This window comes from Nocardioides sp. CF8 (assembly GCF_000389985.1).
GTDB lineage: Bacteria > Actinomycetota > Actinomycetes > Propionibacteriales > Nocardioidaceae > Nocardioides > Nocardioides allogilvus.
This window is the reverse complement of sequence record NZ_CM001852.1, coordinates 2,858,878-2,877,391: the sequence shown is the minus strand read 5'-3', so window position 1 is coordinate 2,877,391 and position 18,514 is coordinate 2,858,878. Positions and strand designations below refer to the sequence as shown.

The window sequence follows — 18,514 nt, the reverse complement described above, 5'->3', positions numbered from 1 at the left end:
AAGACCCTTCTAGCGACGCGTGGCGATGAGGGCCGACGCGTCGGGCGCGATCATCACCTCGACGGCGGTGAACCGCTCGTCGGTGAGCCACTCCTCGCGCAGGGTGTCGACGCGACCGTAGGAGATCGGCGGCCACATCTCGCACGGCGTGAAGTCGTCGAGCACCACGATGCCGCCCGGCTCGAGCAGGTCGACGACGGCGTCGACGCGCACCGACTCCGGGTCGCCCGAGTCGAGGAAGACGAGCGAGTAGGGACCGCGCTCGTGCAGGGTCGACCAGTCGGCCTCCAGCACCTCGACGCGGTCGTCGTCCTCGAAGATCTCGGCGGCTGCGGTGGCGAGCTTGGGGTTCAGCTCGGCGGTGATGATGCGGGCCCCGTTGCGTACGCCGCTGCGCAGCCAGGCAGTGCCCACCCCGCAGCCCGTGCCGAACTCGGCCATGGTGCCGCCGCGCGTGGCGGCCAGCGCAGCGAGCAGCCGACCGGTCTCGTTGCGGCAGAACGCGACGTAGCCCGCCTTGCGGGAGACGTCGAAGGCGCGGGACACGATGTCGGGTAGTTCGGGAGGGGCACTCATGAGGTTGTCGAGTCTTTCATGACAAGACGACTGTCTCGCATCGTGAGCAAGGTCGGCCAGATGGCTGCGCTGCCCGGGGTCGGGGGCGTACGGTCGGCTCACCATGCGGAGCGTTCTCGTACTTATTGATCGCCGCGGCGAGGCCTGAGACAGGGCCCACTCGTCGCGGTGTTCGACGTGCGACGACGTCGGTAGGGCCTTGTCAGCAGTGGTGGTTCACACCCTGCAGTGCCGGTTGGACCGGCACGACCAACGCCCCGCGGCGGATCTCGCTCCCGATGTGACTTCGCGCGATCCGCAGGCCGTCGGCTGACCCTCCTCACGCGATCCGTGGGACCAGTCGAACGATCTCCGCCGCGGGACGGGGGCAACACCCGACCGATCCCGAAGGAGCACGAGATGTACGACCTGTACCCCGACTGGGGCCCCGCCAGCCACAACCCCGAGAACCCGCGCAGCATCGAAGCGACCAACGCAGCACTGCAAGCGTCGCTTGACCTGCGAGACAACGGCGGCCAGCGCCCCGACGACAACTAGATTTCGCACATGACTACAGAGGCCACCGCCAGCCAGTCCGGCACCGTCCAGCTCGCCGTCATCCCCGGCGACGGCATCGGCCAGGAGGTCACCCCCGAGGCGCTCAAGGTCCTCGAGGCGGTCGACGTCCCGGTGAAGTTCGAGCAGACCCACTACGCGCTCGGCGCGGAGAACTACCTCGCCACCGGCGACGTGCTCCCGCCCTCCGTGCTCGCCGAGATCCGGCAGCACGACGCGATCCTGCTCGGCGCGGTCGGTGGCAAGCCCAACGACCCCAACCTGCCGCCCGGCATCCTCGAGCGCGGTCTGCTGCTCAAGCTCCGCTTCGAGCTCGACCACTACGTCAACCTGCGCCCGAGCCGGCTCTTCCCCGGCACCCCCTCCCCGCTGGCCGACAGCGTGCTCGACCAGGGCGAGATCGACTTCGTCGTCGTCCGCGAGGGCACCGAGGGTCCCTACACCGGCAACGGCGGCGCCCTGCGCGTCGGCACGCCCGCCGAGGTGGCCACCGAGGTCTCCGTCAACACCGCCTTCGGCGTCGAGCGCGTCGTCCGTGACGCCTTCGCCCGCGCCGAGCGCCGTCCGCGCAAGCACCTCACCCTGGTCCACAAGACCAACGTGCTGGTCAACGCCGGCTCGGTCTGGTGGCGGCTGTTCGAGGCCGTCGCAGCCGAGCACCCGGACGTCACCACCGACTACATGCACATCGACGCGGCGATGATCCACATGACGGTCAACCCGTCGCGCTTCGACGTGATCGTCACCGACAACCTCTTCGGCGACATCATCACCGACCTCGCCGCCGCCATCACGGGCGGCATCGGGCTCGCGGCCAGCGGCAACATCAACCCCGACCGCACCGCCCCCTCGATGTTCGAGCCCGTGCACGGCTCCGCGCCCGACATCGCGGGCCAGCAGAAGGCCGACCCGACCGCTGCGATCCTGTCGACCTCGCTGCTCCTCGACCACCTGGGGTACGCCGATGCGTCGGCCGCCGTCGAGGCGGCCGTGCTCGCCGATCTGGCCGAGCGGCAGGCAGGCACCACGCGCCGTACGTCCGAGGTCGGCGACGCGATCGCAGGCCGGCTCTAGCGTTAGATTGGCGACCATGGACATCAGCACCACGGCCAACCCCGCCCCGGTCGACGACGCACGTCTCTCCGGGATCCTCGCCAACCCCGGTTTCGGCATCCACTTCACCGACCACATGGTCACGATCGAGTGGACCCCGGACCGTGGCTGGCACGACGCGCGCGTGACGCCCTACGGCCCGCTCACGCTCGACCCGGCGACCGCCGTCCTGCACTACGCGCAGGAGACGTTCGAGGGGATGAAGGCCTACCGGCACGCGGACGGCTCGGTGCACCTGTTCCGGCCCGAGGAGAACGCCAAGCGGATGGCGCGCTCCTCGCAGCGGCTGGCCTTCCCCGAGCTGCCGGTCGCGGACTTCGTGGCTGCCGTCGAGGCACTGGTGAAGATCGACGAGCGGTGGGTGCCGACGAACACCGACGGTGGCGAGAAGAGCCTCTACCTGCGGCCGTTCATGTTCGCCAGCGAGGTCTTCCTCGGGGTCCGCCCGGCCCAGCACGTCACGTTCATGGTCATCGCCTCGCCCGCCGGCGCCTACTTCAAGGGCGGCATCAAGCCCGTCACGCTGTGGCTGACCGAGGACTACACCCGCGCCGGCCGCGGCGGCATGGGCGCGGCGAAGACCGGCGGCAACTACGCCAGCTCGCTCGTCGCGCAGCAGGAGGCCACGGCCCACGGCTGCGACCAGGTCGTCTTCCTCGACGGCCAGGAGGGCAAGTACGTCGAGGAGCTCGGCGGCATGAACATGTACTACGTCTTCGAGGACGGTCGCATCGTCACCCCGCAGACCGGCACCATCCTCGAGGGCATCACCCGCGCCTCGATCATCGAGCTCGCCGGCAAGCTCGGCCACCAGGTCGAGGAGCGCAAGTTCTCCATCGACGAGTGGCGCGAGGGCGTCACGAGCGGCGCGATCACCGAGATCTTCGCGTGCGGCACCGCCGCGGTGGTGACCCCCGTCGGGTCGCTGAAGTGGAACGGCGGCGAGGTGCCGGCGCCCCCCTCGACCGACCTCACCATGCGGATCCGCTCGGCTCTGGTCGACGTCCAGTTTGGCCGCGCCGACGACACGTTCGGCTGGATGCACCAGGTCGACTGAGCGCCTGACGGGTTCTCCGGGCCCGCCCCGGTAATCTCCGTGCGTGACCACCTCCCGTCCCGAGCAGGCACCGCCGGGTCTCTTCGTCGGCGACTACGAGCTGCTGACGCGCCTCGGTGAGGGCGGCATGGGCGTGGTCCACCTCGCCCGCAAGCCCGGTGGCGAGCGGGTCGCGCTCAAGGTGCTGCGCCCGCACATCGTCGGCGACGACGAGGCGCGGCGCCGGCTGGCGCGCGAGGTGTCGTCGCTGACGCGGGTGAAGTCGCGCCGCGTCGCCGAGATCCTCGACGCCGACCCGTGGGGCGAGATCCCGTTCGTCGCGACCCGCTACGTCCCCGGTCTCTCCCTGCACGACCACATCCACGAGGAGGGACCGCTCGAGGGCGACGACCTCGTGTGGTTTGCGACCTGCCTGGCCGAGGCGCTGGCCGCGGTCCACGGCGTGGGTGTCCTGCACCGCGACATCAAGCCCTCCAACATCTTGATGGAGGGCCGCACCCCGATCCTGATCGACTTCGGGCTGGCGCGGGTGGCCGACGACCCCAAGCTCACCCACACCGGCTGGCTGCTCGGCACGCCCGGCTACCTCGCCCCCGAGATCCTCTTCGGCGAGGACGCCTCGACGGCCTCCGACGTGCACTCCTGGGCCGCGACGGTCGCCTTCGCCGGCACCGGTCGCGCGCCGTTCGGTCGCGGTCCCTCCATGGCGATCATGGACCGCGTACGCCGCGGGGAGCACGACCTGTCCGACCTCGACCCGAGCATCCGGCGGGCCGTGACCGACGCGCTCGACCCCGAGCCGCGCAACCGACCGACCCTCGACGAGCTGCGCGAGTGGCTCTCCACCCGCGGCCCGCACACGGCTGCCGCGCCGGCCGACGACCCGTTCACCATGCCGATGGCGGTCGCCGCGATGGCAGGGACCACCGCCCCGACCGAGGTCGCGGAGCCCGCCCTTCGACCTGAGTCTCCTCGAGACTCAGGTCCGAGCGAGCCCCCCGGTTGGGCCGCGCGCGAGACCGCACCGCAGCGACAGTCGACCCGGGTGCTGCCGGACGGATCCACCCAGACCATCGGGAGCGACGAGGCAGCCCCCGCGCCGCCGGCGCGCCCCGTCGGCGGCTTCGAGAAGCTGCGCCGGGGGATTCTCGTGCTGGCGGGGATCGGGGTCGTCGGTGCGGCGGTGGCGCTGGCGCCGTACGTCGCGATCGCTGTCCTGACCCTGCTCGTCTGGATCCTGCGCAGCGGTTCGATGGCGGCGAGCTCGGCTGGCGCCCGCCGACAGCTGCGTGGTGCCAAGTGGTACGACGGCGTGCAGGTGCTGCTGGCGGCGCCCTGGCACGCGGTCGCCTCGATCCCGGGCGCGCTGCTGCTCGTGCTGTGGAGCATCGGGCTCGGCCTGGCCGCGGCGCTGCTGTGCTTCGCGGTCGGCGCCTCGATGCTGGTGAGCCTCGCCATCATCGGCGTCGTGCTCGGCGGCGCGATGTGGTGGGGACCGGGGAGCCGTCGGCTGCGCGGCCCCGTGCACCGGCTGTCCCACCCGATCAGCGCCCGGCCGCTGCTGTGGTTCTTCGCCGCCGTGGCGACCCTCGCCGTGGCCAGTGGGCTCGCCGCCACCGCTCTCGCGCAGGGGACCGACTGGGCGCCGGCGGCCGAGCGGCCGTTCGCCGACATGAGCCTGCCGTCGTGGCTCCAGCCCTGACGCAGCCCCCGCGCGGCCCTGACCGCGATCCGAGACCGATCGCGGTTCTCGCTCCTCGACCTGCTGTCCGTGGCACAGTAGGGGTATGCGCACCACCAGCACCATCATCATTTCCTAGCGCGACGGGTCTCCCGCCGCGCCAACCTCCTGACCCCGGGAGGTTTTTTTGTGCCCCGATCTGCTCCGATGAGAAGGATTCATCCGATGTCCCAGCCGCTCGACCTGCAGGGCTCCTTCCACGTCTACGACACGACGCTGCGTGACGGCGCGCAGCAGGAGGGGCTCAACCTCTCCGTCGCCGACAAGCTGACGATCGCGCGCCAGCTCGACGGGCTGGGGGTCGGCTTCATCGAGGGCGGCTGGCCGGGCGCCAACCCCAAGGACACCGAGTTCTTCCGGCGCGCGAGCCAGGAGCTCGACCTGCGCCACGCGCGCCTCGCGGCCTTCGGGGCCACCCGGCGGGCCGGGGTCAGGGCGGCCGACGACCCGCAGGTCGCCGCGCTCCGCGACAGCGGCGCCTCGGTGGTGACGCTGGTCGCGAAGTCGCACGACCGCCACGTCGAGCTGGCCCTGCGCACCACCCTCGAGGAGAACCTCGCGATGGTGCGCGACACCGTCTCCCACCTCCGTGCCGAGGGCCAGACGGTCTTCCTCGACGCCGAGCACTTCTTCGACGGCTACCGAGACAACCGTGACTACGCCCTCGAGGTGTTGCGTACGGCGACGGAGGCCGGCGCCGAGGTCGTCGCCCTGTGCGACACCAACGGCGGCATGCTGCCCGACTGGGTCTCCGACGTGGTCACCGACGTGATCGCCTCGACGGGTGCCCGGGTCGGCATCCACGCCCACAACGACTCCGGCTGCGCGGTCGCCAACTCGCTGGCCGCCGTCGCTGCCGGCGCGACCCACGTGCAGGGCTGCATCAACGGCTACGGCGAGCGCACCGGCAACGCCGACCTGGTCACCGTCGTGGCCAACCTCGAGCTCAAGCTCGACCGGGCGGTGCTGCCGGCCGGGCTGCTGCGCGAGGCCACCCGGATCGCGCACGCCGTGGCCGAGGTGACCAACGTGCCGCCGGCGTCGCGCCAGCCCTACGTCGGCACGTCCGCCTTCGCGCACAAGGCCGGCCTGCACGCCTCGGCGATCAAGGTCGACCCCAACCTCTACCAGCACATGGACCCTATCGGCGTCGGCAACGACATGCGCCTGCTCGTCTCCGACATGGCCGGTCGTGCCTCGATCGAGCTCAAGGGCAAGGAGCTCGGCTTCGACCTCTCCGGCGACCGCGAGCTCGTGACTCGCGTGACCGACCGGGTCAAGGCGATGGAGCAGACCGGCTACACCTTCGAGGCGGCCGACGCCTCCTTCGAGCTGCTCCTCGTCGAGGAGGTCGAGGGCGTCCGCCCCTCCTACTTCGACGTCGAGTCGTGGCGCGTCATCACCGAGACCACGCCCGACGGCGAGGCGGTGTCCGAGGCCACGGTCAAGCTGCGCTCCGAGGAGGTGCGCTACGTCGTGACCGGCGAGGGCAACGGCCCCGTCAATGCCCTCGACGCCGCGCTCCGCTCGGCCATCGGCCAAGCCTTCCCGGAGGTCGCGAAGTTCGAGCTGATCGACTACAAGGTGCGGATCCTCGACCAGGGCCACGGCACCGACGCGATCACCCGGGTGCTGATCGAGACCTCCGACGGCGAGTCGTCATGGGTCACGGTCGGGGTCGGTCACAACGTGATCGAGGCGTCGTGGGGCGCGCTCGTCGACGGGCTGACCTTCGGGCTGCGCAAGCACCACCGCTGACGCTCAGCCGGCCACCACGCGACGTACGAGGTCGTCCCAGGCGGCCTCGATCCGCTCCAGGGTGACGTCGTCGGCCTGCTGCTGCTCGATCATGGTGATGTCGAGCGGGGCCAGGATGGCGATCGCCAGCAGGGGCAGGTCGCCGTCGACGCCCAGCTCGCCGAGCAGGTAGCGCACGTGCATGATCGCGAACGCCGCAGCCGCGCGCGAGCGGGCGCCGCTGCTGCCGGTGGCGGCCTTGATCAGGGCGCCGTGGGTGACGTTGAGCCGCAGCCGGGAGTGTCCCATCGCGAGCAGCCGGTCGTGGGCCGCGGCGCCGGGACCCAACGGTGGCGGGCCAGCCAAGACGGCGGACTGCCACTCGGTCTCCGAGCGGTTGAGCACGGCCGCCATCAGGCCCTCGCGGCTCTCGAAGCGCCGGAACAGGGTGCCCTTGCCGACCCCCGCCGCGTGCGCGACGCAGTCCATGGAGAGGCCCTCGACGCCGACCTCGTCGACGAGCCGGGACGCGGCAGCCAGGATCGCGTCGCGGTTGCGGGCGGCGTCGGCGCGCTCGTGAGGCGGCTCGTCGGCCATCGGGAGACTGATCGGCACGTCGTCAGGGTAGTTGTCGTGCCCGGCGGACGGCCGTGTGCTGGAAATTCTCCGCGATCGGGAATGTAAACGGACCGTGGTCCGTTTGAACCGGCATGACTACCTCGAACCAGACCCGTGTCGCTGTCCTCGTCGGCTCCCTGCGTGCCGACTCGCTCAACCGTCGCATCGCCGAGCACCTCTCGGCCAACGCCCCCGAGGGCGTCACCATCGACATCGTCGAGGGCCTCGACCAGATCCCGTTCTACAACGAGGAGCTCGACGGCGAGACCGTCCCCGCGAGCGCCGTCGCCCTGCGTGTCGCCGTGGCCGCCGCCGACCGCCTGCTCGTCGTGACGCCGGAGTACAACGGCACCATGCCGGCCGTCCTCAACAACGCCATCGACTGGCTCTCGCGCCCGTACGGCGCCGGCGCCATCGTGGGCAAGCCGTTCGCGGCCGTCGGCGCCACCCCGACGCCGTACGGCGGCAAGTGGTCGCACGAGCACGCGCGCCACTCCGCGACCATCGCCGGCGCGACCGTCGTCGAGGGCATCGTCGCGAGCGAGTCGGCCCTCAACGGTGACCTGCTCGCCGACGAGGCAGCGGTCGAGCGCCTCGTGGGTGCCCTGACCGCCCTCGTGTCGCACGAGACCGTCGCTGCGGCCTGATCCCCGGCGTGCGCCGCGGCGCGCGAGTACCGTCGGGTCGTGCCTCCACTGCATGACCTGACCGCCCTCGAGCAGGGTGAGCTCGTGCGCCGCGGCGACGTCACGCCGCTCGACCTCGTCGAGCACTACCTCGAACGCGCCGACACCGTCGGCGCGTTCGTCACGTCCACGCCCGAGCAGGCGCGCGCGCACGCACGCAGGCTCCGGGACGGCGGTCGCCCCGAGGGTGCCGGCCCGTTGTGGGGAGTGCCCACCGCGATCAAGGACCTGCACCCGACGGCCGGCGTGCGCACGACGTTCGGCTCGGCGGCCTACGACGGCTTCGTGCCCGACGAGTCGGACGACCTCGTCCTCACCGTCGAGGCCGCGGGGATGCCCAGCCTGGGCAAGACGAACACACCGGAGTTCGGCTCGCCCTGCTACACCGAGCCCGACGTCGCCCCGCCGGCAGTCACCCCGTGGGATCCCCGCCGCACGGCTGGCGGGTCCTCCGGTGGTGCCGCGGCCGCGGTGGCCGCCGGGCTCGTCCCCGTGGCGCCGGGCTCGGACGGCGGTGGCTCCATCCGCATCCCGGCGTCGTGCTGCGGGCTGGTCGGGCTGAAGCCGACGCGCGGTCGGATCAGCGGCGCTCCGCGGTACGGCGATCCGGTCGGCCTGGCCACGCCCGGTCCGCTGGCGCGCACGGTGCGTGATGCCGCCGCCCTGCTCGACGTGCTCGCCGGTCGGCGGGTGGGTGATCCCTCCTGGGCGCCACCCCCTCTCGACTCGTTCCTGACTGCCTGTGACCGCGACCCCGGACGTCTCCGGGTCGCTCGCTTCATCACACCAGTCATCACCGACAGTGAGGTCGAGCCTGTCGTGCGCACGGCGTGGGACGAGGCGTCCGCCATGCTCGCCGGCCTCGGTCACGACGTGGTGGACATCGACGTGCCGCTGCCCCGCGAGGCGGTGGCGACCTTCGAGGTCTGCTGGGCGGTCCTCACGGCGATGGCCGAGGTCCCGGAGGGGCGCGAGCACGAGATCCGACCGCTTACGCGGTGGCTGAGCGAGAAGGGGCGGGCCGTCAGCGCTCCCGAGTTCGGCCTCGCGATCGGCCAGCTCCGGAGGTATGCCGCGGACGCGCTGGCCAGCCTGGCGCCGTACGACCTCGTGCTCACGCCGACCGTCGCGACCCTTCCTCCCTTGGTCGGCGACCTGCGCGACGACGAGGACCCGGCGGCCGACTTCGAGGCGCAGAAGCGGTTCACGCCATGGACGAGCGCGTGGAACGTGACCGGGATGCCGGCGGTCTCGCTGCCTCTCCACTGGACGCCGGACGGTCTCCCCGTCGGCGTGATGCTGGCCGCGCGGCCGGCCGAGGAGGAGCTGCTGCTCTCGGTCTCGGCGCAGGTCGAGGCCGCCGCTCCGTGGGCCGGTCGGCAGCCACCGGGGTGGTGAGCCGCGTCAGGTCGCCGGCTCGAACAGCTCGACGAGGTTTCCGGCGGGGTCGGTGAGCAGGACCTGGCGACCGCCCGGCCCGGAGACGACGTCGCTGGCGAAGGGCAGTCCGGCCTCCCGGAGCCGGGCCACGAGCGCGTCGAAGTCGTCCACGACAAGGTGGATGCGGTTGCGGCCGGCCGACATGGAACCGTCGGGAGTCGCGCGGGCGCCGGAGCTGGCGGTGCCGGAGAGCAGGAGCCGCAGGGGCCCGCGCACGACGTCGGCGAAGGGTGGCGCCGGGTGCGAGAGCAGCTCGAACCCGAGGTGCGTGGTGTAGAACTCGACGGCTGCGTCGACGTCGTCGACGAGGTAGCGCACGCTGGCGTACTGGTCGGATGCATTCATGGTGAACCTCCGAGCGGGCCGGGTAGTTGAGTGAGGGTTTGTCGTGATCTCGTCGAGATCCGACAAGTTCTCACTTAACTACGCCCTGCCTCCTGCGTGAACCACCCAGGAGCGGCTGCGAGGAATGCCGACTGCTCCAGCGACCCGACGTCGGCCGGGATCACCGCGAGCACGGGCAGTCCCGTCACGCGCGGCAGGTCGTCGAGGTTGCAGCGCTCGGCGAGGTCGGGCGAGGCCGGCCAGGACCCGATGACCAGCCCCTCCGGCTCGAGGCCACGCGTGCGCAACGCGTCGACGGTGAGCTCGGTGTGGTTGAGCGTGCCCAGCCCGGCAGCGACGACGACCACGACGGAGGCGTCCAGCGCGGCGGCGAGGTCGAGCAGCGTTCCGCCCTCGGAGTCGAGGCGCACGAGCAGTCCGCCCGCACCCTCGACGATCACCGTGTCGAAGTCGTCCGCGAGCCCACGGACCCGGGCGGCGTGCTCCGCCACGCTCGGCAGCGTGACCCCGACCAGCCGGGCGGCGGTGTCGGGCGCGAGCGGATCGGGCAGGCGGACCAGCTCGGTGACCTCGCAGCCCGCGAGGCGGCGTACGTCGTCGACGTCACCGACCTCGCCGGGCAGGACGCCCGTCTGCACCGGCTTGACCACGACGACCGACCCGGCGGCGCGTGCGGCCAGGGCCGCGGTCGCGACGGTCTTGCCCACGCCGGTGCCCGTGCCGGTGACGACGAGGATCATCGGTGCGCCTCGACGACCTTGGCCAGCAGGTCGCCCGCCTTCGCCCACGCGTCGTCGGGCACGCCCGCGTTGGTGGTGATGCGCAGGCGCGAGATGCCGTCCGGCACCGACGGCGGCCGGAAGCAGCCGACGCGCACGCCGTGCTCCAGGCACTCGGCCTGGGCAGCGATCGCGACGTGCGGCGAGGTCATCGGCACGGAGAGTACGGCGCCCGCCGGGACGTCCACGCCGAGCCGCGCGGCGAGGGACTCGACGCGGGCGCGGACCACGCCCGGCAGGTCCGGTCGCGAGCGCAGCACCCGCAGGGCGGCGAGGGCGCCACCGGTCGCGGCCGGGTTGAGCGCGGTGTCGAAGATGAACGGTCGCGCCCGGTTGACGAGGTGGTGGACCAGGGCGGGGGAGCCGAGGACGGCGCCGCCCTGGGCGCCGAGCGACTTGGACAGCGTGGCCGTGACGACGACGTGGGGCGCGGAGGCGAGGCCGAGCGCCTTGACCAGTCCTTCGCCGGCAGTGCCCGCCACACCGAGCCCGTGGGCCTCGTCGACGACCAGCAGTGCGTCGTGGCGGGCGCAGACGGACGCCAGGTCCGTCAGGGGAGCGGCGTCGCCGAGCACGGAGTAGATCGACTCGGCCAGCACGATCGCGCGCCGACTCCCTGCACCCGCGAGGGCCTGGTCGACAGCGGCCACGTCGCCGTGCGGGGTGACCGCGATCTCGGCGCGCGACAGGCGGGCGGCGTCGATCAGGGACGCGTGGATGTGGGCGTCGGAGACGATCAAGGTGTCGCGGTCGGCCAGTGCGGTGACGACCGCGAGGTTGGCGTGGTAGCCGGTCGACATGACGAGCGCGGCGGGCTGTCCCAGGAAGACGGCCAGCTCCTGCTCGAGCGTCGCGTGCAGGCTCAGGGTGCCGGTGACCAGCCGGGACGCCCCGGCGCCGGCGCCCCACGTGCGGGCGGCGTCCGCGGCCGCGGCGACGACGACGGGGTCGCGCGAGAGCCCGAGGTAGTCGTTGCCGGCGAGGTCGATGACGTCGTCGTCGGAGCCGCGCGGCCGCAGCCTGCGGGTCAGCCCGGCGGCGTCACGGCGGACGGCCTCGTCGGTCAGCCACGTCTCCCAGGCGCCCATCACGCCACCTCCGCGGCCGCGAGCATCGCCGCGCAGATCGTGTCGATCTCGTCGTCGGTGCAGATGTAGGGCGGCATCGTGTAGATCAGGTCGCGGAACGGTCGCAGCCACACCCCGGCTGCCAGGGCGGCGTCCGTCGCGACGGCCACGTCGACCGCGTGGTCGAGCTGGATCACGCCGACGGCGCCGATGGTGCGTACGCCGAGCACGCCGGGTCGCGCGGCCGCTACGGCGAGCCCGGGGGTCAGGCGCTCGTTGATGCGGGTGATCGTCGCCTGCCAGTCGTTGCTGAGCAGGAGGTCGATGCTGGCCGAGGCGACGGCGCACGCTAGCGGGTTGGCCATGAAGGTGGGGCCGTGCATCAGCACGCCGCCCGGCTCGATCCGGTCCGCGACCTCGCTGGTGCACAGCACTGCCGCGAGCGACATGTAGCCGCCGGTCAGCGCCTTGCCCAGGCAGAGGATGTCCGGCTTCACCTCGGCCGCGTCCATGGCGAAGAGGTGGCCGGTGCGGCCGAAGCCGGTCGCGATCTCGTCGAAGACCAGCACCAGGTCGTGCTCGTCGGCGATCTCGCGAAAGACGGTCAGGCACTCGGCCGGGTAGGGGTGCATGCCGCCGGCGCCCTGGAGGAGCGGCTCCACGATCAGGCCGGCGATGCCGGACGCGTGCTCGGCGGCGAGGGCTCGCAACGCGGACGCCCACTCCTCGATCGGCTCACCGACCGCGGGAGGTCGGGGCCCGAAGACCTGATCGGGGAGGACGCCCGACCACAGCGTGTGCATGCCGCCCTCGGGGTCGCACACGCTCATCGCGTCGAAGGTGTCGCCGTGGTAGCCGCCACGCACGGTCAGGAAGCGCCGGCGCCCCGGTCGTGCCTGCATCGCCATCTTCATCGCGACCTCGACGCTGACCGAGCCGCTGTCGGCGAAGAAGACGTGCGGCAGACCGGTCAGCTCGACCAGCTGCTGGCCGAGCCGGACCGCGGGCTCGTGGGTCAGCCCGCCGAACATCACGTGTGAGAAGTCGGCGAGCTGTCGGCGTACGGCATCGTCCAGGACCGGGTGCCGGTAGCCGTGGATCGTCGCCCACCACGACGACATCGCGTCGATGGCCACGCGACCGTCGATCTCGAGCCGAGCACCTGACGCGGCCGTGACCAGGCGCGTCGGTGCCGGCGTCGTGAGGGAGGTGTAGGGGTGCCAGAGGTGCGCGCGGTCCCAGTCGAGCAGGTCGGGCATCAGGCGTTGGCGGCGACGGTCGTCCCCGCCCCGCGTCGACGGATGGCCGGGTCGTGCGACTGACCGGCGGCGACCTGGGCGTCATGCTCGTCCGAGCCGAGCACCACGAAGCCGTTGTCGCGGATCAGCTCGAGGTCGGTCTCGGCCGCCTGGCCCTCGGAGGTGAGGTAGTCGCCGAGGAAGATCGAGTTGGCGACGTGGAGTGCGAGGCCCTGCAGCGAGCGCAGGTGCATCTCGCGACCGCCGGCGATCCGGACCTCGCGGTCGGGGCACACGAAGCGCGCCATCGCCAGGATCTTCACGCAGCGGGTGGGGTCGAGCTCCCACGTGTTCTCGTACGGCGTGCCGTCGAAGGGCATCAGGAAGTTGACCGGGATCGAGTCGGACTCCAGCTCGCGCAGGGCGAAGAGGGCCTCGACCAGCTGCTCGTCGGTCTCGCCCAGGCCGGCGATCAGGCCGGAGCAGGGGGAGAGCCCGGCGGTCTTGGCCTTGGTCACCGTGTCGACGCGGTCGGCATAGGTGTGGGTCTGCACGATCGTGTCGTGGTGGGACTCGGCGGTGTTGATGTTGTGGTTGTAGGCGTCGACGCCGGCGTCCTTGAGCCGCTCGGCCTGGCCCTCCTTGAGCAGGCCGAGACAGGCGCAGACCTCGACGCCGGGGTTCTCGCCCTTGATGGCGCCGACCATCTCGGTGACCTTGTCGATGTCGCGGTCACTCGGACCGCGACCGCTGGAGACCATGCAGACGCGGGTGGCGCCGCCCTTGAGCCCGGCCGCGGCCTGCTCGAGCGCCTCGTCGGTCTTGAGCCAGGAGTACTTCAGGATCGGCGCCGTCGAGCCGAGCGCCTGCGAGCAGTAGTTGCAGTTCTCCTGGCACAGGCCGGACTTGAGGTTGACGAGGTAGTTGACCTTGACCGTGTTCCCGAAGTGGGCCCGGCGCAGCCGTCCGGCCGCCGCGACCACGTCGAGCAGCTCCGCGTCGCTCGCGCGGAGCACCGCGAGCGCGTCGTCGGGGGTGGCGGCGCCACCGGCGAGGATGCGGTCGGCGATCTGGGCGAAGGTCGTCGTCATGGTTTCTCCTGGTGGGGTGGGTGATCAGTCGTGGATGCCGCGGGCGTGCAGGGCGTCGCCGGTGGCACGGGCGTGGGCGACGACCCGGATGACGAGGGGCGTCAGCCGGGCCCGGGGATCGCGTTCGAGGCCGCGCGCCACAGCGGCGTCGCGGGTCTCGTCGGCGAGCTTGAGGGTGGTGGGGATGCCGCGCAGCAGCAGGGAGAAGGCGAGCGCGACGCCGTCGGGGTCGACGCCGATGCGGCGCAGCGGGCGCAGTCCGCGCGTGATGGTGTCGAGCATCTCGTCGACCGGCGTGGTGACCGTGAGGACCGTCGCGAGCAGCACGAGGGTGACCAGGTCGCCGACGGACTCGACCGCGCGCATCCAGCCCTGCTGCCACCACAGGTAGGCCGCCAGCATCGCGACGACGAGCAGCAGGCCGCGCAGCGAGCGGAGCAGGGAGCGCCAGCCCATCCGGGAGGAGGCGACGACGGCCAGCGTCACGGCGAGCTCGGCGACCACGGTGGCCGGGCCGTGCAGGGCGACGACGACGATGCTCGCGGCCAGCAGGCCCAGCAGCTTGGCCCCGGCGGGGAGCCGGTGCAGCCACGTCGTGCCGGGCTGGTGGAGCCCCAGCAGGTCGCCGCTCATGCCGTCACCCGGTAGTGGGCGACGGCTGCGGCTGCGGGCCCGTCGAACGCGACGCGACCGTCCGCCATCACGATCCCGCGCTCGCAGCGGGCGGCCAGGTCGAGGTCGTGGGTGACCAGCACGAGCTGCTGGGGGAGCGAGAGCAGCAGGTCGCCGATCCGGCGGGCGTTGGCGAGGTCGAGCAGCGTGGTCGGCTCGTCGGCGACGACGACGTCGGGCTCGATCGCCAGGACTCCGGCGAGCGCGAGCAGCTGGCGCTGGCCGCCGGAGAGCGAGTGGACGCTGCGGTCGCCGAGGCCCTCGAGGCCGTAGTCCGCCAGCAGCGTCTCTGCCGCCGCGCGCCGCAGGTGCTTGTCCCGGTGGTGGCGGCGCAGCGAGAGCGCGATGTCCTCGACGGCCGTCGGCATCACCAGCTGGGCAGCCGGGTCGGTGAAGACGAACCCGACCTTGCGGCGTACGGCGCGGCCCTCGCGTGCGACGTCGAGGCCGTCGACGCGCACGCGGCCGGTCGAGGCGGTCACGAGACCGTTGAGGAGGCGGGCGAGGGTGGACTTGCCCGACCCGTTGGGACCGATCAGCGCGATGCTCGGCTCGGTGAGGGACAGCGAGGTCTCCTCGAGCACGACGACGTCACCGTCCGCCACGGGGAAGCGGACGGTGACGCGGTCGAGCTCGATGCGGCTCACGCCGCGAGCGCGTCCTCGGGCTGCTCGGTGCGCCGGGCGCCGAGCAGGTCCGGGAAGGCGCGGTGGACCGCGGTCGCGACGATCGCGACGGCGATGTTCTTGAGCACGTCGCCGGGCCAGAAGAACTTGTCGAAGTCGAAGGCGCCGGCCCAGGTCATCGGGACTCGCAGCACCAGGCCGGCCATGCCGAGGGTGTGGATGAAGACGGCGCTGCTGACCAGCCCGGCGGCGAAGATCAGCGGCAGGCTGGTCTGGATCGCGCGGCGGGGGAGCCGCTCGACGATGAAGCCGCACAGGCCCGCGGCCAGCGGGAAGCCGACGAGGTAGCCCGCCGACGGACCTGTCAGGACCCCGAGCCCGGCAGCGCCGCTGGTGAAGATGGGCAGCCCGGCCGCGCCGGCGACGACGTAGAGCAGGGCGGCCAGGAAGCCGCGACGAGCGCCTAGGACGGCGCCGCTGAGCAGCACGCCGAAGGTCTGCAGCGTGATCGGCACCGGTCCGCCGATGCCGATGGCCGGGGAGATCGCGCAGACGGCGATCAACGCGGCGAAGCCGGCGATCAGGGCGATGTCGGTGCCCGTGCTGCGGCTGGGTGCGATGCTCATGACGACTGCTCTCGGATCAGGGGGACTGACCTGAACAGTGGTCAGTTGAACGGCGTTCAGGTTAGGCTGCGGGGGACGTGTCGGTCAACGGACGGCGGGGAGTGAGATGCGTTACCACCGCGATGACGTGCTCGCGCACGCACACCAGCTGGTCGCGACCTACGGTCTCGGCGCGCTGACGATGCGCCGGCTCGGCGCCGAGCTGGGCGTGCAGCCCAGTGCGATCTACCACCACTTCGCCAACAAGCAGACGCTGCTCGCTGCGGTCGCCGAGGAGATCCTCCGCCGCGGCCAGCGCCCCCGCACGGCCGACGACGCCGACTGGACCGGCCGGGTGCACGAGGTCTGCGCCGAGCTGCGCGACGCGATGCTCGCCTGCACCGACGGCGCCGACGTGGTCGCCACGGTGTGGGCCTTCGGCATGGGGGTCCAGGGCCCGCCGCTCGAGCTCGAGGCGATCCTGCGCGAGGCCGGGCTGGACGACCAGCTCGCGCTCGTCGGGAGCCGGACGCTGCTCCACTACATCTTCGGTCACGCCTTCGAGGAGCAGACCGCGATCCAGGCGATCAGCGCCGGTGCTGTGGAGCGCGAGCTCGACTCGCTGCCCGACTTCTGGACCGGCCTGGAGGTCGTCGTCGACGGTCTCCGCTCGCGCGTCGAGGCTGCCGTCAGGGCGTGACGTCGGCGCCGTACAGCTCAGCGAGCAGCACGGCACCCATGAGGTCGAGCTTGGTGCGCCGCAGCTGGGCCACCGACAGGTCGACGCCGTCGAGCGAGGCCCCGCGCAGGTCGGCGTCGTCGAGCTTCGTCTCCCGCAGCGTGGCCCGGTCGAGCTGCGCCTTGGTGAGTACGGCGAACGACAGGTCGCTCATGGACAGGTCGGCCTCGCGCAGGTCGACCCCGGTGAAGTCGATCCTGCTCAGGTTGGCTCCGCGGATGGTGACCGACTGCCACTGCCCGCCGCGCAGGGTCAGCGGTCGCATCGTGCACTCGGAGAAGACGCTGCCGACCAGCTTGCAGCCGTCGAAGGTCGCGTCGAAGAACTTGCAGCGCCGGAAGTCGCAGGCGACGAACGCCGTCGACGTGTGCACGCTCGAGCCGAAGGAGCAGTTGTGGAACGTGCAGCGCTCGAACGTCGCCCCGGACGTCGTCGCCTCGCTGAAGTCGACGCCGCTGAAGGTGCAGTCAACGAAGCTCGCGGCGCCGAGGTCCTCGGCGTACCAGTCGTCGTTCTTGTACTGGCGGCCGTCGGCCTGCATGGGGGTCGGCGGCTCGTCGGTCACGCCGCTCACGCTAACCGGGCCGAGCCCGGGCGCAGCCGCCGGTAGGGTCGGGCGCGTGATCGCGTCCCATGCCCACCGCTTCATCTTCCTCAAGACTCGCAAGACGGCGGGCACGAGCGTCGAGATCGCGCTGTCGAAGGTGTGCGGCCCCGACGACGTCATCACGTTGATCAGCCCTGAGGACGAGGAGCTGCGCCGCAACGCCGGTGGCCTCCCGCCCCAGAACTTCGAGTCGCCGCCCCTGCCGCGACGGGCCTTCAACCACATGAGCGCGCGGCTCACGCGCGACGTCGTCGGCGTCCCCGCCTGGCGCGACTACTACAAGTTCGCGATCGAGCGGAACCCGTGGGACGCCGTCGTCTCGCTGTACTACTGGAAGTACAAGGACCTGCCCGACCTGCCCGACTTCGAGAAGTACGTCAGCGAGGAGTGGATCGAGCAGCTCGCCAACAACCGCCGGATGTATCGCATCCGCGGCCGTCTCGCCGTCGATCGCGTCCTGCGCTACGAGCGCCTCGCCGACGAGCTCGACGAGGTGTGGGACCACCTCGGTCTCCCCGGCTCGCCCGACCTTCCGCGCGCCAAGGCCAACGCCCGCCCCGCCGGTCACTACCGCGAGCTGTACACCGACGCCTCCCGGGCCCGCGTCGCCGACGTGTTCGCCGACGCCATCGAGGCGTTCGACTACGAGTTCTGACCCGACCGTGTGGCTTCGGGGCCTGCGGGTGACTCCAGATCCACACGGCCGCTCGCCTGGCTCCGCGCGAGCTCCTCGATCTCGCCCGTGACCGGGTCCCACCAGCGCAGCCGGGTGCAGGTCAGTGTGGCCGGGGCAGGGTGCGCGTCCAGGACCTCCAGCAGCTCGGCCAGCCGGGTCCGCGGCACTCGGCGCGCGAGCGTGACGTGCGGGGTCCAGACCGGGTGTCGCAGGTCCGGCACGCGGTCGCGCACGCGGGCAGCGGCGGCGGCCAGCGTGTGGTCCGGCTCGACGAGGAGGGCGACCGTGACTCGCGCGCCCACTCCGAGGAGCACGACGCCGCGCACGACGAGGGTGGCCGGCAACGCGATCGTCGCGGTCGCGACAGCCGTCAGCGCCGGGTCGAGCGTCTGGGCAGCGACGAGCGTGAGGTGCGGGGCGTTCGTCATGGACCTGTGATCGGCCTGGGACGGCAGTCCCGCCGCCCGGAGCGCCTCCCACTGCCTGACAACGGCCGCCTCGCTCGCGTCGTCGAAGCTCAGCTCGAGGGCGAAGTCAGCCACGGGG

Annotated in this window: 21 protein-coding genes; 9 read left to right on the top strand and 12 right to left on the bottom strand. The window is 72.0% G+C overall.

Features of this window, described 5'->3' with window-relative positions; genetic code table 11:
* Positions 1-9 precede the first annotated feature (9 nt).
* Positions 10-576 carry an O-methyltransferase gene (locus CF8_RS14090; protein WP_036491076.1) on the bottom strand — a complete coding sequence of 189 codons (567 nt, stop codon included), beginning with the start codon at positions 574-576 and terminating at the stop codon, positions 10-12.
* A gap of 399 nt (positions 577-975) precedes the next feature.
* On the opposite strand from CF8_RS14090, the gene CF8_RS22060 reads away from it, so the two are divergent.
* The 5 genes from CF8_RS22060 to cimA all read left to right on the top strand — a co-directional run bounded on the left by CF8_RS22060 (position 976) and on the right by cimA (position 6,800).
* Positions 976-1,113 (top strand): hypothetical protein, encoded by a 138-nt coding sequence (locus tag CF8_RS22060; RefSeq protein ID WP_156887230.1) that lies wholly within the window; start codon positions 976-978, stop codon positions 1,111-1,113.
* 9 nt (positions 1,114-1,122) lie between these two features.
* Positions 1,123-2,205, top strand: a complete 1,083-nt coding sequence (locus CF8_RS14085; RefSeq protein WP_010833776.1) for a 3-isopropylmalate dehydrogenase — start codon at positions 1,123-1,125, stop codon at positions 2,203-2,205.
* A gap of 16 nt (positions 2,206-2,221) precedes the next feature.
* Positions 2,222-3,301 (top strand): branched-chain amino acid aminotransferase, encoded by a 1,080-nt coding sequence (locus tag CF8_RS14080; RefSeq protein ID WP_010833775.1) that lies wholly within the window; start codon positions 2,222-2,224, stop codon positions 3,299-3,301.
* A gap of 43 nt (positions 3,302-3,344) precedes the next feature.
* Complete coding sequence (locus tag CF8_RS14075; protein ID WP_010833774.1) at positions 3,345-5,003, top strand: serine/threonine-protein kinase; 1,659 nt, start codon at positions 3,345-3,347, stop codon at positions 5,001-5,003.
* Between the two features lie 204 nt (positions 5,004-5,207).
* Positions 5,208-6,800, top strand: coding sequence for a citramalate synthase (cimA, locus tag CF8_RS14070; RefSeq protein WP_010833773.1), 1,593 nt, complete (start codon positions 5,208-5,210; stop codon positions 6,798-6,800).
* Positions 6,801-6,803: 3 nt separating this feature from the next.
* Here cimA and CF8_RS14065 read toward each other — a convergent pair whose 3' ends face one another.
* A complete protein-coding gene (locus CF8_RS14065; protein WP_232211515.1) occupies positions 6,804-7,394 on the bottom strand; it encodes a TetR/AcrR family transcriptional regulator in 591 nt (196 codons plus the stop codon).
* 95 nt (positions 7,395-7,489) lie between these two features.
* On the opposite strand from CF8_RS14065, the gene CF8_RS14060 reads away from it, so the two are divergent.
* Both CF8_RS14060 and CF8_RS14055 read left to right on the top strand, forming a co-directional pair.
* On the top strand, positions 7,490-8,044 hold the full coding sequence (locus CF8_RS14060) for an NAD(P)H-dependent oxidoreductase (RefSeq protein ID WP_010833771.1): 555 nt from the start codon (positions 7,490-7,492) through the stop codon (positions 8,042-8,044).
* 39 nt (positions 8,045-8,083) lie between these two features.
* Positions 8,084-9,481: an amidase gene (locus CF8_RS14055; protein ID WP_010833770.1), complete on the top strand. Its 1,398-nt coding sequence runs from the start codon at positions 8,084-8,086 to the stop codon at positions 9,479-9,481.
* A gap of 6 nt (positions 9,482-9,487) precedes the next feature.
* Here CF8_RS14055 and CF8_RS14050 read toward each other — a convergent pair whose 3' ends face one another.
* From CF8_RS14050 to CF8_RS14015, 8 genes are all read right to left on the bottom strand, one after another.
* Complete coding sequence (locus tag CF8_RS14050) at positions 9,488-9,868, bottom strand: VOC family protein (protein WP_010833769.1); 381 nt, start codon at positions 9,866-9,868, stop codon at positions 9,488-9,490.
* Between the two features lie 74 nt (positions 9,869-9,942).
* Positions 9,943-10,608, bottom strand: a complete 666-nt coding sequence (gene bioD, locus CF8_RS14045; RefSeq protein WP_010833768.1) for a dethiobiotin synthase — start codon at positions 10,606-10,608, stop codon at positions 9,943-9,945.
* Positions 10,605-11,735: an 8-amino-7-oxononanoate synthase gene (locus tag CF8_RS14040; protein ID WP_010833767.1), complete on the bottom strand. Its 1,131-nt coding sequence runs from the start codon at positions 11,733-11,735 to the stop codon at positions 10,605-10,607. Before CF8_RS14040 ends, bioD begins: the two co-directional genes overlap by 4 nt.
* The gene (locus CF8_RS14035) at positions 11,735-12,976 is read right to left on the bottom strand and encodes an adenosylmethionine--8-amino-7-oxononanoate transaminase (RefSeq protein ID WP_084622885.1); all 1,242 of its coding nucleotides are present in this window, start codon (positions 12,974-12,976) and stop codon (positions 11,735-11,737) included. The genes CF8_RS14040 and CF8_RS14035 overlap by 1 nt, the downstream gene beginning before the upstream one ends.
* Positions 12,973-14,043, bottom strand: coding sequence for a biotin synthase BioB (gene bioB / locus CF8_RS14030; protein WP_010833765.1), 1,071 nt, complete (start codon positions 14,041-14,043; stop codon positions 12,973-12,975). Before bioB ends, CF8_RS14035 begins: the two co-directional genes overlap by 4 nt.
* 24 nt (positions 14,044-14,067) lie before the next feature.
* The gene (locus tag CF8_RS14025; protein WP_010833764.1) at positions 14,068-14,676 is read right to left on the bottom strand and encodes an energy-coupling factor transporter transmembrane component T family protein; all 609 of its coding nucleotides are present in this window, start codon (positions 14,674-14,676) and stop codon (positions 14,068-14,070) included.
* Complete coding sequence (locus tag CF8_RS14020; RefSeq protein ID WP_010833763.1) at positions 14,673-15,362, bottom strand: energy-coupling factor ABC transporter ATP-binding protein; 690 nt, start codon at positions 15,360-15,362, stop codon at positions 14,673-14,675. Before CF8_RS14020 ends, CF8_RS14025 begins: the two co-directional genes overlap by 4 nt.
* Positions 15,359-15,967, bottom strand: a complete 609-nt coding sequence (locus CF8_RS14015) for a biotin transporter BioY (RefSeq protein WP_010833762.1) — start codon at positions 15,965-15,967, stop codon at positions 15,359-15,361. The genes CF8_RS14020 and CF8_RS14015 overlap by 4 nt, the downstream gene beginning before the upstream one ends.
* A 106-nt stretch (positions 15,968-16,073) precedes the next feature.
* Between CF8_RS14015 and CF8_RS14010 the strand changes: the two genes are divergently transcribed.
* A complete protein-coding gene (locus CF8_RS14010; RefSeq protein WP_010833761.1) occupies positions 16,074-16,646 on the top strand; it encodes a TetR/AcrR family transcriptional regulator in 573 nt (190 codons plus the stop codon).
* On the opposite strand, the gene CF8_RS14005 is transcribed toward CF8_RS14010, so the two are convergent.
* Positions 16,636-17,250, bottom strand: coding sequence for a pentapeptide repeat-containing protein (locus CF8_RS14005; protein WP_232211514.1), 615 nt, complete (start codon positions 17,248-17,250; stop codon positions 16,636-16,638). The two genes, CF8_RS14010 and CF8_RS14005, sit on opposite strands and share 11 nt — an antisense overlap.
* A 55-nt stretch (positions 17,251-17,305) precedes the next feature.
* Here CF8_RS14005 and CF8_RS14000 point away from each other — a divergent pair, with 55 nt between their 5' ends.
* Positions 17,306-17,947, top strand: a complete 642-nt coding sequence (locus CF8_RS14000; protein WP_010833759.1) for a sulfotransferase family 2 domain-containing protein — start codon at positions 17,306-17,308, stop codon at positions 17,945-17,947.
* On the opposite strand, the gene CF8_RS13995 is transcribed toward CF8_RS14000, so the two are convergent.
* Positions 17,935-18,510: a 2'-5' RNA ligase family protein gene (locus CF8_RS13995; protein WP_010833758.1), complete on the bottom strand. Its 576-nt coding sequence runs from the start codon at positions 18,508-18,510 to the stop codon at positions 17,935-17,937. The genes CF8_RS14000 and CF8_RS13995 overlap by 13 nt on opposite strands.
* Between the last annotated feature and the right edge of the window lie 4 nt (positions 18,511-18,514).

Coding starts and splice junctions, on each gene's coding strand:
- cimA (WP_010833773.1), top strand. CDS start 5,208: ATGTCCCAGCCGCTCGACCTGCAGGGCTCCTTCCACGTCTACGACACG.
- CF8_RS14015 (WP_010833762.1), bottom strand. CDS start 15,967: ATGAGCATCGCACCCAGCCGCAGCACGGGCACCGACATCGCCCTGATC.
- CF8_RS14090 (WP_036491076.1), bottom strand. CDS start 576: ATGAGTGCCCCTCCCGAACTACCCGACATCGTGTCCCGCGCCTTCGAC.
- CF8_RS14025 (WP_010833764.1), bottom strand. CDS start 14,676: ATGAGCGGCGACCTGCTGGGGCTCCACCAGCCCGGCACGACGTGGCTG.
- CF8_RS14050 (WP_010833769.1), bottom strand. CDS start 9,868: ATGAATGCATCCGACCAGTACGCCAGCGTGCGCTACCTCGTCGACGAC.
- CF8_RS14010 (WP_010833761.1), top strand. CDS start 16,074: ATGCGTTACCACCGCGATGACGTGCTCGCGCACGCACACCAGCTGGTC.
- CF8_RS14040 (WP_010833767.1), bottom strand. CDS start 11,735: ATGGGCGCCTGGGAGACGTGGCTGACCGACGAGGCCGTCCGCCGTGAC.
- CF8_RS14080 (WP_010833775.1), top strand. CDS start 2,222: ATGGACATCAGCACCACGGCCAACCCCGCCCCGGTCGACGACGCACGT.
- CF8_RS14060 (WP_010833771.1), top strand. CDS start 7,490: ATGACTACCTCGAACCAGACCCGTGTCGCTGTCCTCGTCGGCTCCCTG.
- CF8_RS22060 (WP_156887230.1), top strand. CDS start 976: ATGTACGACCTGTACCCCGACTGGGGCCCCGCCAGCCACAACCCCGAG.
- bioB (WP_010833765.1), bottom strand. CDS start 14,043: ATGACGACGACCTTCGCCCAGATCGCCGACCGCATCCTCGCCGGTGGC.
- CF8_RS14085 (WP_010833776.1), top strand. CDS start 1,123: ATGACTACAGAGGCCACCGCCAGCCAGTCCGGCACCGTCCAGCTCGCC.
- bioD (WP_010833768.1), bottom strand. CDS start 10,608: ATGATCCTCGTCGTCACCGGCACGGGCACCGGCGTGGGCAAGACCGTC.